The organism is Desulfovibrio sp. ZJ746 (assembly GCF_011039155.1).
Lineage (GTDB): Bacteria > Desulfobacterota > Desulfovibrionia > Desulfovibrionales > Desulfovibrionaceae > Desulfovibrio.
Genome location: NZ_JAAKEK010000001.1, coordinates 646,731 through 661,924 on the forward strand (window position 1 = coordinate 646,731; position 15,194 = coordinate 661,924).

The window sequence follows — 15,194 nt, forward strand, 5'->3', positions numbered from 1 at the left end:
CCAATGGGCCGCGGGCCCCGGAGAAGGATTTTCATGCGCAAGACCATCTACTGGATCGAGGGCGACGGCATCGGGCCGGAAATCTGGCGCGCGGCGCGGCCGGTCATCGACGAGGCGCTGGCCGCGGAATCGGATATGCGGCTCGACTGGCAGGAACTGCTCGCCGGCGAAAAGGCCCGCGAAGCGGAGGGTACGCCGCTCCCCGAGGCCACGCTCACTGCCCTGCGCGGGGCCGACATCGCCATGAAGGGCCCTCTCGGCACGCCCGTGGGCACGGGCATCCGCAGCCTCAACGTGGCCCTGCGGCAGGGGCTCGACCTCTATGCCTGCATCCGCCCGGTGCGCCATATCCCGGGGCTGGAAACGCCGGTCAAGCACCCGGAGCGCGTGGACATGGTCATCTTTCGGGAGAACACCGAAGATGTCTATGCCGGCGTTGAGTTCGCCGCGGGCACGCCCGAGGCGCGCAAGCTGGCGGAATTTTTGCGCGACGAGCTCGGCGTGACGCGCGTGGCCGAAGTGGCGGCCATCGGCATCAAGCCCATGACCGAGTCCGGCTCCAAGCGCCTCGTGCGCCGCGCCCTGCGCTACGCGCTGGAGAACGGGCGCCCGAGCCTGACCCTCGTCCACAAGGGCAATATCATGAAGTTCACGGAAGGCGCCTTCCGCCAGTGGGGCTATGATGTGGCGGCGGAAGAGTTTGGGAACCAGACCTGCACCGAAAAAGACCCGGTCCCCGGGCGCCTGGTGGTCAAGGACCGCATCGCCGACGCCATGTTCCAGGAGGCCCTGCTCCGGCCCGAGGCCTACAGCGTGCTCGCCACGCCCAACCTGAACGGCGACTATATTTCGGACGCGCTGGCCGCGCAGGTGGGCGGCCTCGGGCTCGCGCCGGGCGTCAACATGTCAGACTCGCTGGCCTTTTTCGAAGCCACGCACGGCACCGCCCCGGCCATCGCCGGCAAGGACAGGGCCAATCCCGGGAGCATCATCCTGTGCGGGGCACTGCTCATGGAGCATCTGGGCGTGCCCGCCGCGGCGGACCGTATCCGTTCGGCCGTGGCCAAGGCCATCGCCGGCAAGGCCGTCACCGAGGATCTTGCGGCCCAGGTTCCGGGGAGCCGCGTGGTGGGCTGCAAGGAATTCGGCGAGATCATCGGCGAGAATCTTTAAGCGTCACTTGAAGTTTGTCACAAAGGGGAGGCTATGCTGCCGCTGGAAAACCTGCTCCTCTTTGTTCCGGCCATGGCGCTCCTCGTCATGCTGCCCGGGCCGGACTTCGCGCTCGTGAGCCGCGTGGCCCTGCTGGAGGGCGCGGGGCCGGGCAGGGCGGCGGCCTGCGGCGTGGCGCTCGGCATCACCGTGCACACGGCGTGTGCCATTGCCGGCATCTCTGCCGTCATCGCGGCCTCGGCCACGCTGTTTCAGCTGCTCAGGTATGCCGGCGCGGCCTACCTCTTCTGGCTGGGCGTCCAGTCCTTCCGGCAAAAGGCGCAGCCCATTGAAGCCAGAGGGGAGCAAGAGGCAGTGGTAGCGCGAGGGCAGCAGGCCCCGTTGCGGCGCGCGTTCCGACAGGGTTTTTTGACCAATGCGCTCAATCCCAAGGCCATCCTCTACTTTCTCACTCTGTTGCCGCAATTTATTTCCCCGGTTGCGCCGGCAGAGCCGCAGCTGCTGGAGATGGGCGTTATTACCGCCGTTGAGTGCCTTGTCTGGTATCTCTTTCTCGCGCAAATCCTCGGCCGCGTGCGCCGGGTGTTCGCTGCTCCGCGCTTCCAGCGCTGGCTCCACCGCGTGACCGGCGCCATCTTTCTCGGTTTCGGCCTCAGGCTGGCCCTTGCAGGGAACGACTAGCCAACGATCTCCACCCCAAGAAAAGGAGCGCCCATCATGATCACCCTTTCCGCAGAAAAAACCGTCATCAACGAGGGGCAGCTCCAAAGCGCCGCCGAGGCCCAGGCCAAGGGCGTCGACCTTGGCAAGGCCGCCCGCAACACGCTGGCCGCGCGCATCCTCGCCGCCCACCAGGCCAAGGACGCGCCAAAGGACGGCCAGGTGCACGTGCATTTTGACGCGCTCGCCTCGCACGACATCACCTATGTGGGCATCATCCAGACCGCCCGCGCCTCGGGCCTCAAGGAATTCCCGCTGCCCTATGTGCTCACCAACTGCCACAACAGCCTCTGTGCCGTCGGCGGCACCATCAATGAGGATGACCATCTCTTCGGCCTTGCCGCCGCCAAGAAGTACGGCGGCATCTTCGTGCCCCCGCATCTCGCGGTCATCCACCAGTACATGCGCGAGATGATGACGAGCTGCGGCGGCATGATCCTTGGCTCGGACAGCCACACCCGCTATGGCGCTCTCGGCGTCATGGGCGTGGGCGAGGGCGGGCCCGAGCTCGTCAAACAGCTACTCGGCAAAACGTGGGACGTGGCCGAGCCCGAAGTGGTGGCCGTGTGGCTCGAGGGCGAGCCCGCCCCCGGCGTGGGCCCGCAGGACGTGGCGCTCGCGCTCATCGGCGCCGTGTTCAAGGACGGCTTCGTCAAGAACAAGGTGCTCGAGTTCATGGGCCCGGGCGTGGGCGCTCTTTCCGTCGACTTCCGCTGCGGCGTGGACGTGATGACCACGGAAACGGCCTGTCTCTCGTCCATCTGGCCCACGGACGCCAAGGTGCGCGACTGGCTCACCCTGCACGGGCGCGCCAACGACTTCAAGGAGCTGCGCCTTGAAGGGCCGGCCTGTTATGACGGCCTCGTGCGCATCGACCTTGCGGCGGTGGAGCCCATGATCGCCTTGCCCTTCCACCCGAGCAACGTGCACACCATCGCCGAAGTGACCGCCCATGCCGAGGAGCTTTTGGGCGACGTGGAAGAGGAGGCCGTGCGCCTCTTCGGGGACGCGGGCAAGGGCCTCAAGCTGCGCGACAAGATCCGCACCGGGGCCATCGTGGCCGACCAAGGCATCATCGCCGGCTGCGCTGGGGGCACCTTTGAAAATATCAGCCTCGCTTCAGCCATCCTCGGCACCTGGAAGGAGCCCAACCCGCACTTCACGTTCTCCGTCTATCCGGCGAGCGTGCCGCAGGCCGTGGCGCTGGTGAACAACGGCGCGACAGAAAGGCTCATGACGCTCGGCGCCAACGTCAAGACGGCCTTCTGCGGGCCCTGCTTCGGCGCGGGCGACACGCCGGCCCACGGCGGCCTCTCGCTGCGCCACACCACGCGCAACTTCCCCAACCGCGAAGGCTCCAAGCCGGGCGAAGGGCAGATCGCGGCCGTTGCCCTCATGGACGCGCGCTCCATCGCCGCCACCGCGGCCAATGCCGGCCGTCTCACGCCGGCCACCTCGCTCGACTGGAGCTCGCCTGACCTCAAGGTAGACCTCAAGTACCACTTTAACCCCGAGGTCTACCAGCGTCGCGTGTACAACGGTTTCGGCCATCCCGACCCGCAGATGGAGCTCGTCTTCGGCCCCAATATCGCCGACTGGCCCGAGCTCACGCCGCTGCCGGAACATCTGGTGCTCGAGGTGGCGAGCGTCATCACCGACCCCGTGACCACCACGGACGAGCTTATCCCCTCGGGTGAAACGTCCTCCCTGCGCTCCAACCCGCAAAAGCTCGCGGAGTTCACGCTTTCCCGCAAGGATCCGGGCTATGTGGGGCGCGCCAAGGCGGCGCAGTCCCTGGAGAAGAAGCGGCTCGCCAACCCCGACGACGCCGAGGTGCTGGCCAAGGTGCGCGGCCTGATTGACATCTGCTCGGAGCAGCCCGCCGTGGCCTCCATGCTGGCGGACCCGCATCCGCTCAGGCAGGTGGGCATCGGCTCACTTGTCTTCGCGTTCAAGCCCGGCGACGGGTCGGCGCGCGAGCAGGCGGCCTCCTCGCAGAAGGTGCTCGGCGGCTGGGCGAACCTCGCCGTGGAATACGCCACCAAGCGCTACCGCTCCAACCTCATCAACTGGGGCATCCTGCCTTTCCTGGTGGAAAAGGAGCTTGCGCGCGACCTCAAGCCCGGCGACTGGCTCATGGTGCCCGATGTGCGCGCCGCCATCGCGGCGGGCAGGTCGACCATCCTGGCGGCGCTGGTGCATACCGGGGTGGAGGCCGGCAAGAAGCCTTGGGCAGAGCAGGTGGCTCTTTCCCTGCGCGGCCTGACGGAAAATGAGCGCCAGATACTCCTCGACGGCAGCCTCATCAACCACTATGCCCGGTCAAAGGGCATCTAGGCGCCCATGATTTGTGCGGCCCCGGGCGCAGTGCTGCCGCCCGGGGGCGTCGCCTTTCAGGAGCCGGCACATGAGTCTCATGTGGTGGGTCATCGCCGGGGCCGTGATGCTGGCGGGGCTCGTTTTCTGTTTCCGCATCATGCGGCGCGGCATGAGCACCCTGGACGATGACCGGGGCAAGTTTCTCGCGCGTATCCGCGACGGGGAACACAAGCTCGAGGAAGAGCAGAAGCAGGTCGCGGCGGACGAGCACATGGCCCTCATGCGCGCGGCCGTGGAAGACCTGTTGCGCCTGGCGGATTCGCCCCCGGGCTACCGCATGGAAACGGCCGGCCGGACCATCCTTTTGCACACGCCGAAAGGGACATGGCGGCTTGAGCTCGCCATGCGCGAGATTGGCCTAAAATCCCGGCAAAAAGTGCTCCACGGGCGCCCGCGCTGGCTTTTGAGCGGCCCGGGCCATGAGGAGCAGCATGCGGACGCGGCCGCCGTCATGCGCAGCCTGGACGCCCACCTGCGGACGGAGGGTGAGCTTGCCCCGGAGCCGCCCCACCTTGCGCGCCGGCTGGAGCCGGGCACGCAAGCCCAGCGGCGCGCGCCGAGGCCGGCCCCGCACACGGCCGCGCCTGGGGGGCGGAAGCGGCGCACGGGCCTCGCCGCATCCGCCAGGGGCTTGCCCGCTCAGGCTTCAAAAAAGGCGCGGTAGGCCTCCACCGTGGCGTAAAGGTCCGCGGCGCTCGCAAGCTCAAAGGGGCTGTGCATGGAGAGGAGCGCGGGCCCAAGGTCGATGACGCGCATGCCGTAGGCCGCCAGGAAAAGCGCCACGGTGCCGCCGCCGCCCAGATCCACCTTGCCAAGCTCCGCCGCCTGCCACGGGATGTTGCGGCCATTGAGGATGCCGCGCAGCTCGCCGAAAAATTCGGCGTCCGCCTCGCTCGCCCCATACTTGCCCCGCGAACCCGTGAACTTGGAAAAGCAGGGGCCGTGCCCGATGAGCGCGGCGTTCTGCTTTTCGTGCACCTCCTGAAAATCCGGGTCGAGGGCGGCCTGCACATCGGCCGAGAGCGCGCGGCTATTGAGCAGCACATGCGAGGCCGAAGTGCCGGGCGCCCAAGCCGCCGCGAGATCCTCCACGCAATACTGGAAAAAGCGGGAGGCCGCGCCCGTGGCGCCGTCCGAGCCGATCTCCTCCTTGTCCCAGAACATCACCGCCATGGGCCCCGGGGCAGCCGCGTCCGCGGTGAGCAGGGCCTCGAGCGCCGCGAACACGCAGATCCGGTCATCCTGCCCATAGCCCCCGAGCAGCGCCCGGTCAAAGCCCACGAAGCGGGCAGCCCCCGCGGGCACGGCCTGAAGTTCGGCCGTGATGAGGTCTTCTTCGCTGATGCCGTATTTTTTGTGCAGCAGCCTGAGGAGCGCGTCCTTGAGGCTGTCGTCCTTGTCATCCTTTTTGGCTCGGCGGGAGGGCTTGGGGCCGTCCGGCGCATGGCCGAGGATGATGTTCAGCTTTTCCGCCTCGAAAGCCTCGCTGAGCTTCTGCCCGGCCTGTTTCTGCGCGAGGTGGGGCAGGAGGTCGGCGATGCAGAAGACGGGTTCCCCCGGCTTTTCGCCGATGCTCACGTCCACGCGCTCGCCGTTCTCCCGGATGACGACGCCGTGGAGCGCCAGGGGCCTCGCGAGCCACTGGTATTTGCGGATGCCGCCGTAATAGTGCGTTTTCGCCTGCACCACGCCCGGCTGCTCCACCAGCGGGTGCTGCTTGAAATCGAGCCGCGGGCTGTCCGCATGGGCGGCGATGAGGGCGAGGCCGTCCTTGAGGGGCGCTGTTCCGCGCCGCGCCGCAAAGAGCGCCTTGCCCCGCAGGGGCCGCATGGCGCGGGCCGCGCCGAAATCCTCCCCATAGCCCGCTTCGGCAAGGCGCCTCTGCACATAGGCGACGGTCTCGCGCTCGGTCTTGCAATTGCTGATGAAGTCGAGATAGCGCCCGGCGAGCGCCTGCACGTCCTTGCGGGCGTCGGCATAACGCTCCAAGGCGTTGGGGGGGGTGTAGGCGAGTTCGTTTTTCATGGCTGTGACTCCCGTGAGGAAGAAGGTGGATCGAGATAGCCGGGATAGCGGCCAAAAAATTCGGCCAGCAGGTAGAGCGAACCGGTCATGAGCGTGACGGCATCGCTCGCTGGAGCGGCACCGCCTGCCGCGGCGAGCGCCCGCCCAAGCGCATCCGGGCCATCCAGCGCAACGGCAGGCGCGGGGGAGAGGGCGGCAAGGAAGGCGGCCACTTCGGCTGGCTCAGCGGCGCGCGGATTCTCCAGGGCCGGGATAAAGACGGGCACGTGCGGGAAGCGGCGCCGAAGCATCCCGGCCGAGCTGCGCCAGTCCTTGTCGCCAAGGCAGGAAAAGATAATGGCCGCCGGCGGGGTTGCCATGAGGCCCGGGGCGCCCCCTTCACCATCAAGCGCCCGCAACAGGGCCTGCATGCCGTGCGGATTGTGCGCGCCGTCCAGCAGGAGCGCGGGATGCTCCGCCGTGCGCGGGAGGAGCTGGAGCCGCCCGGGCAGGAAGGCGCGGGCCAGCCCCAGCGCCTGGGCTTCGGCATCGTCCGAGCGACAGCCGAGCAGCGGGGCGACGCGCCCCCAGGCCGTGAGCGCCAGCGCGGCGTTGCCCAACTGGTGCGCGCCGGCGAGGCCGAGGCGCGGCAGCCAGTCTTTGGGGAGGGGTGACGCTCCAGTCAGGGGGGCATCCGTGGCGTTTGCGGCAGCCCGCAGGGTTTCTGCCGCCAGCGGGAACTGCTCCGCCGTGCACACCGGGGCCGCGCTGCGCACGGCCGCCGCCTTGTCGCCGGCGATATGCGCAAGAGTGGGCCCCAGCACGGCCGCGTGATCCATGGCGATGGGCGTGAAGCAGAGCACATCGGCGGCAATGGCGGTGGTGGCGTCATTGCGTCCGCCGAGGCCGGCCTCCATGGTGGCCACGTCCACCCCGGCCTCCCGGAAGAGGAGGAGCGCTAGCACGGTGAGAAATTCAAAATAGGTGAGGTGCTCCCCCCCGCAGGCTTCGAGGACGGCACTCGCCGGTGCGGCCCACAGCTTGCCGGGGACGGGGCGCCCGTCTACGCGGATACGCTCTTCCGGGAAAACGAAATGCGGCGAGGTATAGAGCCCGGTGCGGCAGCCGTGCGCGGCGCAGAGGCTGGCCAAAAAGGCGGAAGTGGAACCCTTGCCGTTGGTGCCCAGCACCTGCACGACCGCGAAGGGCGGCCGCTCCAGCCCGAGCGCCGCGAGCACGCGCCGCATGCGCTCAAGGCCGAGCTCCATATGGAACATGCCGAGAGCGTCCAGATGCTGGCGGACGCCCTGATAACTACGAAAGGGCATCGTCTTCTCCGCCAGCGGCCCCGGCCTCCAGTTCCGACAGGTGGGCGCGGGCAAAGTCCAGCGTGGGGTCGAGTTCCAGCGCGGCAGTGAGTTCGCGCCGCGCGTCCTGCGGCCTGCCCAGGAACTTGTAACAAATGCCCAAATTGGCGCGGTCCATGGCCGAGCCCTTGTCCAGCTTGAGCACGGCTTTGAAGGCTTCGGCCGCTTCCGCATAGCGCCCGGTCTTGTAGAGCGCTACGCCGAGCAGGTTGCCGTATTCCTTCATCTCGGGGCAGAGGCTCACCGCCTGTTCGAGCAGGGGCACCGCCTCGGCCCAGCGCCCGCGCAGGGTTCCCGCATGGGCGGCATAGAAGGCGGCAAGCCCGGCTGCCTCGGCATCGGGCTGCAAAGGCAGCGCGGCGAGGAAAAGGTCGCGCGCCTGTTCCGGCTCTTCCCGGCGCAGGGCCAGCATGCCCTGAAAAAAGGGCAGGTAGTGCGCCCCCGGCGAGAGCTCGGCGAGGGCCACGAGCCCGCGGGAAGCCGTTTCCGCATCGCAGGTCTCCGCGAGCTTGCGGCCCACGAAAAGGCCGAGGCCCTGGTTCGTGTCGCGCTCGCGGAACTGGAGGCCGGGAACGATGGTATAATGCGCGGGGATGCCGAGGGCCGGATGCGTGGTCGCCACCGCATAAACCTCAAGGGGCTTGAGGCCGTCAATGGCGGCGAGCAGTTCGTCGCGGATGTCCGGCGCCTCCACCGAGGGCAGGCTCTCCAGGGGGATGGCCGGCCCCGCGAGCAGCCATTCCGCCTGCGCAAGCTGCGTGAACTTGGGGAGGCCCGAAGCCTCGTAACAGGCGCCAGTGCAGAAATCGCCCCCAAGCTGCGCCACTTCGGTGACGGCGCGGATGGTGGCCTTGGCCGGCGAGGAGGCCGTGCCCGCCGTGAACACGATTTCCGAGCGTTCGGGAAAGGTGGCAGGGTCCCACGCGAGCGCCCCCACGGTGGGGAGCGGCATGCCGAGCGACAGATCCTTGAGCACGAGCCGGATGCCCTCTCGGGTGAAGGCGTCCAGAAGGCCGCGCAGGGTCGGGTCTTCACAGCTGGCGGGGTCGATGGTCGGCAGGGTGGGGCGCTCACGGTCGGCAATGCAGCACACATGGCGTTCCACCAGTTCGGAGAGGCCCTGGAGCAGGGATTCCTCCACGCTGTTGCCGGCGGAGGAGCCGTTGAATTCCCCAAGCATGCGGAACCAGTCGAGCGGCAGCCAGACCGTGCGGCCGCTGGCGAGGTGCGTTGCCGGGTGGAATTCCCAGGCAGTGAGGTCCATGATGCGCCTTGCGCGCTCGACGGGCATTTTGTCGCCCACGGAAAGCAGCACCTCCTCCAGCGGCAGCAGGGCGGCCCCGAAGCGTGCCTCGGCCTCGCTCCATGTGCCGCTGAAGGTCTCGCGCGGGCGCTCCCAGAAGCTGAAAAAGGCAAAGCGCTCCATCACTTCCATGAGCGCCGAGGCCAGCGCCTGCTCCTCCGACGAGCCCTTGCCCATCTGCTTGCGGGTGGGCATCACCGCGCGCGCGTCGCTGCCGCAAATGCCGAGGTAGACAGGGATGCCGAGGCGCCCCACGTCCACCCGGCGCGCGCCCGCAACCACGTCCAACCCGGCCCGCGCGAGGCTCGCGCGCACGCGTTCCACGGTGACAGCCGGGCTCACGGCCTTGTCGAGGTCGCGCGTATACCCTTTGGGGCAGGCGGCGAGAAGGATGGCCGGCGTCTTCATGGCCGCTCCAGGATGCAGATAGTGTAGATGCGCCGCTGCTCCACGCCGTCTTCGTCACGGCTTTTCACACCGATCTTGCCCTCCTGCACGTTGAATGACTTGGCCGCCAGCTTGGCGAAACGGGGCTTGGCGCGGGCGAGGTCCGTGCAGAACAGGGCCTTGCCGCCGGCGGCCAGGTGGCGCTCGAGAAATTTCAGGAGCGGCCGGTGCAGGTCATCAAGATAAAGCAGCTCGGAAGCGGCGATGATGTCGAAGCCCCCGGGAAAGCGCGCATCCTGCCCTGGCGTGGTGACATCCAGATGGCGCACCTCGATGCGGTCTTCCAGATGGTTTTTCAGCACGTTGGCCCGGGCAAAGGCGAGGGCGTCGGCCACATTGTCGCTGGCCACGATATGCGAAAATCCGTAGCGCGCGGCCACCATGCTGCAAATGGCGCAGCCCGCGCCGATCTCCAGCAGGCGCTTGCCCTCCGGCTCCTGGGTGCGGAGGAAGCGTCCGAGCACGAAGGAGCCGGGCCACACCTTGGCCCAGAGCGGCAAATCGCGCATGGGGTCATGGATGGCGCCGCGCCGCAGCAGATTATCCAGATGCCGGGGCATGTCGCGTACGGTGAGCACGTCCAGCGTGCCGTCGTCCACCTCAAGGGGCTCAAAGTCGGCGTCAAAGGTCTTGCGGATGTCGGCGAGCAGGCCGTCGAGCTCGTTTTGCGAGGATGGAGCGGAGGAGGGCGCCGTCTCTTGGGCGGTGACAGTATGGGGAGCGCTGGGCATGGGCTTTCCTTGGGGTTTTGGGCCCGCGCAGGGCCGTCGGGGCAGGAGCCTACAGCGGACAGGGCCGTAAATCAATGCCTTGCCAATGGTGCCGCAAGGACGCATGCTTCCGGCAGCAACCAGGAGGCACACATGCCTGAAACGGATACGCCGGCCCTGTTCCGGCTCGAGATCATTGCGGAAGACGAGGATTTCGACCGCGTGAGCGGCGTGCTCGCGCTCGAAGCGGCCTTCGGCTGGGAGGAGGAAAGCCTCCCCGGCGGCGAAACGCGCTTCACCGTGCATTGCGAATCGAAAGAACATCTCCGTCGGCTGCGGGAGCAGGTGGTTCTCACCGCGCCGCAGGCGGGGACGAGCCTCACCCGCGTGGAGAAGCAGGACTGGCTCGCGGCGTGGCGGCTGTTTTTCACGCCTGTGCTGTGCGGCTCGCGCTTTGTGGTGCTCCCGCCGTGGCTTGCCGGCACGGAGGACTTTCCGGGCCGCATCCCCATCCTCATCGAGCCCAAGAGCGCCTTCGGCACCGGGCATCACGCCACCACGGCCTTGTGCCTCTGCGTGCTTTCCGAATTGCTGGACGCCGGGCGCGTAAAGGCCGGCCAAACCTTTCTCGATCTGGGCACGGGCTCGGGCATCCTTGGCATCGGCTGCGCCAAGAGCGGTCTTGGCGGCGCAGGGCTCGACATTGATCCGCTGGCGGTGGACAACGCGCGCGAAAACCGGGCGCTCAACGGCGTCGCCCCCGCTGCCTTCGTCATCGACGCCGGCAGCGTGGACGCGGTGGCCGGCCGCACATTCGACCTCGTGCTCGCCAATATCCTCGCCCGGCCGCTCATGGAAATGGCGCCGGCCGTTGCCGCTGCGCGGGCGCCCGGCGGCTGTCTCGTGCTCTCCGGGCTCCTGGAAAGCCAGGCCGATGCGGTGGAAGCCGCCTATCGTGAACAGGGGCTGCCCAAGGCGCGGCGCAGCATCGACGGCGAATGGTGCGCGCTCGTATGGGAGTGAGTTGACATGGCCGGCCCGCTGGTGCAGCCTTTTTAGAGGCGGTGGCAAGGTGCCACCCCGCAAAACTTCAAGAAGAACTTTAAGCCTCAGGGAGGAGAAGAGCTATGGATACCGTGACTTTTCAGGGCACGCCCCTGCACCTCATGGGCAAGCAGCCAAAGGTTGGCGCACCCGCGCCGGACTTCACCCTGACGGCCAATGACCTCACGCCGCGCACGCTCAAGGATTTTGCCGGCAAGATCCTCGTGCTCGCCTGCGTGCCCTCGCTTGACACCCCGGTCTGCGACCTCGAGATGCGGCACTTTAACAACGCGGCGGCCAAACTTTCCGACAAGGTGCGCATCGTGGCCGTGAGCCGCGACCTGCCCTTTGCGCAGGCTCGCTGGTGCGGCGCGGCCAATGCCAAGGCCGTGGAGACGCTTTCGGATTACAAGGAGGGCGGCTTCGGCCTCGCCTATGGCGTGCTTATCGAGGAGTTGCGCCTGCTCGCGCGGGCCGTCTTTGTGGTGGCCCCGGACGGCACGCTCACCTATAGCCAGGTGGTGCCGGAAATGACCCATGAGCCGGATTATGCCGCCGTGCTCGACGCCGTGAAGGCGCTTTCCTGATTGCGAAGCTTCCCGCACAGCGCCCGGGGCGTGCCGAACATCCGGCGCGCCCTTTCTTTTTGAAATTCCCAAAATTCCGTGATTCTACACGTCGAAGAGCATTTCGAGGTCTTCACGCGTAAGGGACTTCCACGTGTCCTGCCCGGGGATGATGGCCTCGGCCACGCCGCGCTTGGCCTCCTGCAGCTTGAGGATCTTTTCCTCCACCGTGTTCTGGCAGATGAGCTTGTAGGAAAAGACCTGCCGCGTCTGGCCGATGCGGTGGGTGCGGTCCGTGGCCTGGCTTTCCACCGCCGGGTTCCACCACGGGTCGTAGTGGATGACGTAATCTGCCGAGGTAAGGTTGAGGCCAGTGCCGCCCGCCTTGAGCGAGATGAGGAAAATGGGGATGTCCGGGCTGTTGTTGAACCTGTCCACCTGCTCGAAGCGGTCCTTGCTTGCGCCATCGAGATAGCAGAAGGGCATCTGCGAAAATTCCAGCCATTGCCGGATGATGTGCAGCATCTGCACGAACTGGGAAAAGACGAGCACTTTGTGGCCGCCCTCCACGATTTCCGTCACCATGTCCTTGAAGGCGTCGAACTTGCCCGAGGGCAGGTTGTTGGAAAAGCCCGGCAGGTCCATCTTGAGCAGCCGCGGGTGGCAGCAGATCTGCCGGAGCTTGAGCAGGGCGTCGAGGATGGACATCTGGCTCTTGGCGAGGCCCTTTTCGTCCACGTCGGCAAGCACCTGCGCGCGCAGCTTGCGCGCGAGGGCGGAATAAAGCTCGGCCTGGGCCTCTTCCAGCGCGCAGCAGGTGACGCTCTCCACCTTGGGTGGCAGGTCCTTGGCCACTTCGGCCTTGGTGCGCCGGAGAATGAAGGGGCGCACGCGCGTGCGCAGGTAATCGAGGGTCTCGGCGTCGCCGTCCTTGATGGGCTTGACGATGCCCCGCTGGAAAGCATGCTGCGAGCCGAGAAAGCCCGGCATCAGGAACTCGAAGAGCGACCAGAGCTCAAAGAGGTTGTTCTCGATGGGCGTGCCCGAGAGGCAGAGGCGCATGCGGGCGTTGATGCGGCGCACGGCGCGGGCCGTGATGGTGTTGGGGTTCTTGATGTTCTGGGCCTCGTCCAGGATGACGGTGTTGAACTCGTGCTTCTCGATCTCCTCAAGGTCGCGCCGCAGGAGGGCATAGGTGGTGATGATGAGGTCGGAGCTCTCGATATGCTTGAACATGCCCTCGCGGCGCGTGCCGTAGATGATGAGCCGCCTGAGCCTGGGCACGAATTTTTCCGCCTCGCGCTCCCAGTTGGGGAGCACCGAGGTGGGCACAACGATGAGGTTGGGGCCTTTGGGATGGCTCTCCACCATATATTGGATGAAAGCGAGCGTCTGCACCGTCTTGCCGAGGCCCATCTCGTCCGCGAGGATGCCGCCGAAGCCGTATTCCGACAGAAAGTTCAAGTAGGAGAGGCCCTGCGTCTGGTAGCCGCGCAGGGAAGCGTTGAGCCCCTTGGGCGGCGCGATGGGCCGAACCTCGCGGAAGGAGCGGATCTTCTCCCTCAGCTTGTTCCAGAACGAATCCGTGGTGGCGCCGGGCAGGTCTTCCAAAAGGCTGTCGAGCACCGGGGCCTCGAACTGCTTGAACTTCTGCTGCGGCGGCTTGCTCGGGTCGAGCCCGAGGGCCGTGAGCTTGTGCGAGAGCTTTTCGAGCCACGCCTCGGGCAGACTCGTATACGAGCCGTCCTTCAACTGCACATAGCGCTTGCCGCGCGCCCAAGCCTTCCAGATCTTTTCCAGCGGCAGGGACTGGCCCTCGTAATCCACGGTAATGTCGAGCGAGAACCACTTTTCCTTTTCGTTGCTCGTGACCTGCGCCGTGATGGTGGACTTGGCCGTGCGCATCTTGTAGCGCGAGAGCGCTTTCTCGCCGTAAACGCGGTAATTTTCCACAAGGCGCGGATAACTGTCGAGCAGGAAGGCGATGGCCTCTTCCGGCTCCAGAAACCAGAGCTTGTTGGAACGCGCCTGAAAGTCCATGCCCGCAAGCTCGTTCATGAGCTGGGCTTCCTCGTCCTGGTGCCGGCGCACGAGGTAGGTCTGGCCCTCGTAGGTGTAGCTGCCGGTCTGGAAGTCGGGGTTCGGGCCGGGCAGGGTGAACTCGCCGTGGCGCGTCTCGTAGATATTGTCGATCTCCAGCGTGAGCAGGCTGCCTTCCTCATCGAGAAAGAGCTTGGGATTGTAGGTCGCCGGCTGGAAGACGGGCTCCATGAGCTTGAGGAATTCCTGCGGCTCGTAGAGCTCGGACGAGGGCAGGCGCGTCCACACGCGGTCGAGAAATTCCGAGATCTCCTCGTGCGGCACCACGGGCCGGTCATGGATGAGGTTATGCACGAGGGAGGGGTACAGACCCGTCTGCACGGGATAAAAATTGTGCTGGTAGCACACCCAGAGGGGCATTTGCCCGTGGAAGGTTATGGGGCAGTCGTCGCCGGCCTCGTTTTCATCCTTGCCGGGGCGGATGGGGAGCGGCGCCCGGCCCTCGCGCTTGAGCAGCACCTCGAAATGGAAGCCCGCGTCGTCCAGGCGGGGCTTGAGCTTGAGCGCAAAGGGCGCGCTCTCGATGCGGCAGGGCTTGTCCGTGTCTTTCCAGAGCAGGTAGTATTCCTTGCGCACGGCCCAGAAAAACCAGGAGGTGAGCCCGTCGGGGATCTCCACACGATGGCCGTAATAATCGAGATGCTGGCCTATCTGCCGCGCCACATGCGGGAGCTGGGGGGAAAATTCGCTCCAGTCCGGGTTCTGGATGATCTGCTGGAGCGTCACCTCGGAGTGGACGCTGGAGAGGCCCGACTTGTTCTGCCGCCCGCGAAAGAAGGACACGAGCAGGCGCCCGGGCTCGGGCTCGAAACGAAAGATGAGATAATGCCGCCCCGGCTCGGGCTCCATCTCGGTGGAGAAGAAGTTGCGGAAGCTCTGCTTCCAGTCGGCGAGCGGCGCGGGCAGGTCTTCGGCCTCGCCCTGCTCCTTGCAGAGTTCCTCCACAAGGCGCAGCCCGAGGGCGGCCACATGGCGGCACACGCCGGAAAAGGCGTCCGAGCAGTTGCACTGCTGGCGCGCGCTCCTGTCGGTGATGGTGAAGCTCAGGGAGGGGGTGTAGACCTGCAAATCCTCCCCCTGGATGACGCCCTGCACGTCCCAGGTCTCGCCTTCCTGGATATTAATTTTTTGCACCCCGCCCTCGGAGAGGATATAGTACGCCGCATCGCGGATATATTCCGGGACACTGTCATGCAGGAAGGTCTGGCACATTTCCCTGACGACATTCTGCTCTGAACGGCTCATCTTCCCCTCGCGGACGCGGCGCTCCCCCTTGCGGAACGGGGGCCGTTCCGCCACTCGGGAATGCGCGGGCATCTGAAGTTCACGAATTGGGATTCTTTAGCACACCTTCCGCGGCACATGCAACTATCACCTTGCG

11 protein-coding genes are annotated in these 15,194 nt (G+C 66.5%); 6 read left to right on the plus strand and 5 right to left on the minus strand.

Translation table 11 applies throughout. From position 1 onward, the window contains the following. Positions 1 to 33 precede the first annotated feature (33 nt). The 4 genes from icd (at position 34) to G7Y54_RS02965 (ending at position 4,936) form a co-directional block, all read left to right on the plus strand. Positions 34 to 1,173, plus strand: a complete 1,140-nt coding sequence (gene icd, locus G7Y54_RS02950) for an NADP-dependent isocitrate dehydrogenase (protein ID WP_165077074.1) — start codon at positions 34 to 36, stop codon at positions 1,171 to 1,173. A 33-nt stretch (positions 1,174 to 1,206) separates the two neighbouring features. Next, complete coding sequence (locus tag G7Y54_RS02955) at positions 1,207 to 1,854, plus strand: LysE family transporter (protein ID WP_165077076.1); 648 nt, start codon at positions 1,207 to 1,209, stop codon at positions 1,852 to 1,854. Positions 1,855 to 1,890: 36 nt separating this feature from the next. Continuing rightward, positions 1,891 to 4,230, plus strand: a complete 2,340-nt coding sequence (locus tag G7Y54_RS02960; RefSeq protein WP_165077078.1) for a hydratase — start codon at positions 1,891 to 1,893, stop codon at positions 4,228 to 4,230. Between the two features lie 70 nt (positions 4,231 to 4,300). Continuing rightward, positions 4,301 to 4,936, plus strand: coding sequence for a translation initiation factor IF-2 (locus G7Y54_RS02965; RefSeq protein ID WP_206214876.1), 636 nt, complete (start codon positions 4,301 to 4,303; stop codon positions 4,934 to 4,936). On the opposite strand, the gene G7Y54_RS02970 is transcribed toward G7Y54_RS02965, so the two are convergent. Genes G7Y54_RS02970 through G7Y54_RS02985 form a run of 4 tightly spaced genes read right to left on the minus strand, consistent with a single transcriptional unit; the run spans position 4,912 to position 10,124 of the window. Then, positions 4,912 to 6,297, minus strand: coding sequence for an aminopeptidase (locus G7Y54_RS02970; RefSeq protein WP_165077081.1), 1,386 nt, complete (start codon positions 6,295 to 6,297; stop codon positions 4,912 to 4,914). The genes G7Y54_RS02965 and G7Y54_RS02970 overlap by 25 nt on opposite strands. After that, positions 6,294 to 7,604: a cyanophycin synthetase gene (locus G7Y54_RS02975; protein WP_165077083.1), complete on the minus strand. Its 1,311-nt coding sequence runs from the start codon at positions 7,602 to 7,604 to the stop codon at positions 6,294 to 6,296. Before G7Y54_RS02975 ends, G7Y54_RS02970 begins: the two co-directional genes overlap by 4 nt. After that, positions 7,591 to 9,354 (minus strand): YcaO-like family protein, encoded by a 1,764-nt coding sequence (locus G7Y54_RS02980; RefSeq protein ID WP_165077095.1) that lies wholly within the window; start codon positions 9,352 to 9,354, stop codon positions 7,591 to 7,593. The genes G7Y54_RS02975 and G7Y54_RS02980 overlap by 14 nt, the downstream gene beginning before the upstream one ends. Further along, positions 9,351 to 10,124: a methyltransferase domain-containing protein gene (locus G7Y54_RS02985; RefSeq protein ID WP_165077097.1), complete on the minus strand. Its 774-nt coding sequence runs from the start codon at positions 10,122 to 10,124 to the stop codon at positions 9,351 to 9,353. Before G7Y54_RS02985 ends, G7Y54_RS02980 begins: the two co-directional genes overlap by 4 nt. Positions 10,125 to 10,256: 132 nt before the next feature. On the opposite strand from G7Y54_RS02985, the gene G7Y54_RS02990 reads away from it, so the two are divergent. Then, the gene (locus G7Y54_RS02990) at positions 10,257 to 11,126 is read left to right on the plus strand and encodes a 50S ribosomal protein L11 methyltransferase (RefSeq protein ID WP_165077101.1); all 870 of its coding nucleotides are present in this window, start codon (positions 10,257 to 10,259) and stop codon (positions 11,124 to 11,126) included. Positions 11,127 to 11,230: 104 nt separating this feature from the next. Then, on the plus strand, positions 11,231 to 11,734 hold the full coding sequence (tpx, locus tag G7Y54_RS02995) for a thiol peroxidase (RefSeq protein WP_165077104.1): 504 nt from the start codon (positions 11,231 to 11,233) through the stop codon (positions 11,732 to 11,734). An 84-nt stretch (positions 11,735 to 11,818) separates the two neighbouring features. Here the strand turns inward: tpx and G7Y54_RS03000 are convergent, their stop codons facing one another. Beyond that, positions 11,819 to 15,058, minus strand: a complete 3,240-nt coding sequence (locus G7Y54_RS03000; RefSeq protein WP_165077106.1) for a DEAD/DEAH box helicase — start codon at positions 15,056 to 15,058, stop codon at positions 11,819 to 11,821. Positions 15,059 to 15,194: the final 136 nt, after the last annotated feature.

What these genes read in the sequence shown, in the direction of transcription:
- icd (WP_165077074.1), top strand. Translation starts at nt 34, where the DNA reads ATGCGCAAGACCATCTACTGGATCGAGGGCGACGGCATCGGGCCGGAA.
- G7Y54_RS02955 (WP_165077076.1), top strand. Translation starts at nt 1,207, where the DNA reads ATGCTGCCGCTGGAAAACCTGCTCCTCTTTGTTCCGGCCATGGCGCTC.
- G7Y54_RS02960 (WP_165077078.1), top strand. Translation starts at nt 1,891, where the DNA reads ATGATCACCCTTTCCGCAGAAAAAACCGTCATCAACGAGGGGCAGCTC.
- G7Y54_RS02965 (WP_206214876.1), top strand. Translation starts at nt 4,301, where the DNA reads ATGAGTCTCATGTGGTGGGTCATCGCCGGGGCCGTGATGCTGGCGGGG.
- G7Y54_RS02970 (WP_165077081.1), bottom strand. Translation starts at nt 6,297, where the DNA reads ATGAAAAACGAACTCGCCTACACCCCCCCCAACGCCTTGGAGCGTTAT.
- G7Y54_RS02975 (WP_165077083.1), bottom strand. Translation starts at nt 7,604, where the DNA reads ATGCCCTTTCGTAGTTATCAGGGCGTCCGCCAGCATCTGGACGCTCTC.
- G7Y54_RS02980 (WP_165077095.1), bottom strand. Translation starts at nt 9,354, where the DNA reads ATGAAGACGCCGGCCATCCTTCTCGCCGCCTGCCCCAAAGGGTATACG.
- G7Y54_RS02985 (WP_165077097.1), bottom strand. Translation starts at nt 10,124, where the DNA reads ATGCCCAGCGCTCCCCATACTGTCACCGCCCAAGAGACGGCGCCCTCC.
- G7Y54_RS02990 (WP_165077101.1), top strand. Translation starts at nt 10,257, where the DNA reads ATGCCTGAAACGGATACGCCGGCCCTGTTCCGGCTCGAGATCATTGCG.
- tpx (WP_165077104.1), top strand. Translation starts at nt 11,231, where the DNA reads ATGGATACCGTGACTTTTCAGGGCACGCCCCTGCACCTCATGGGCAAG.
- G7Y54_RS03000 (WP_165077106.1), bottom strand. Translation starts at nt 15,058, where the DNA reads ATGAGCCGTTCAGAGCAGAATGTCGTCAGGGAAATGTGCCAGACCTTC.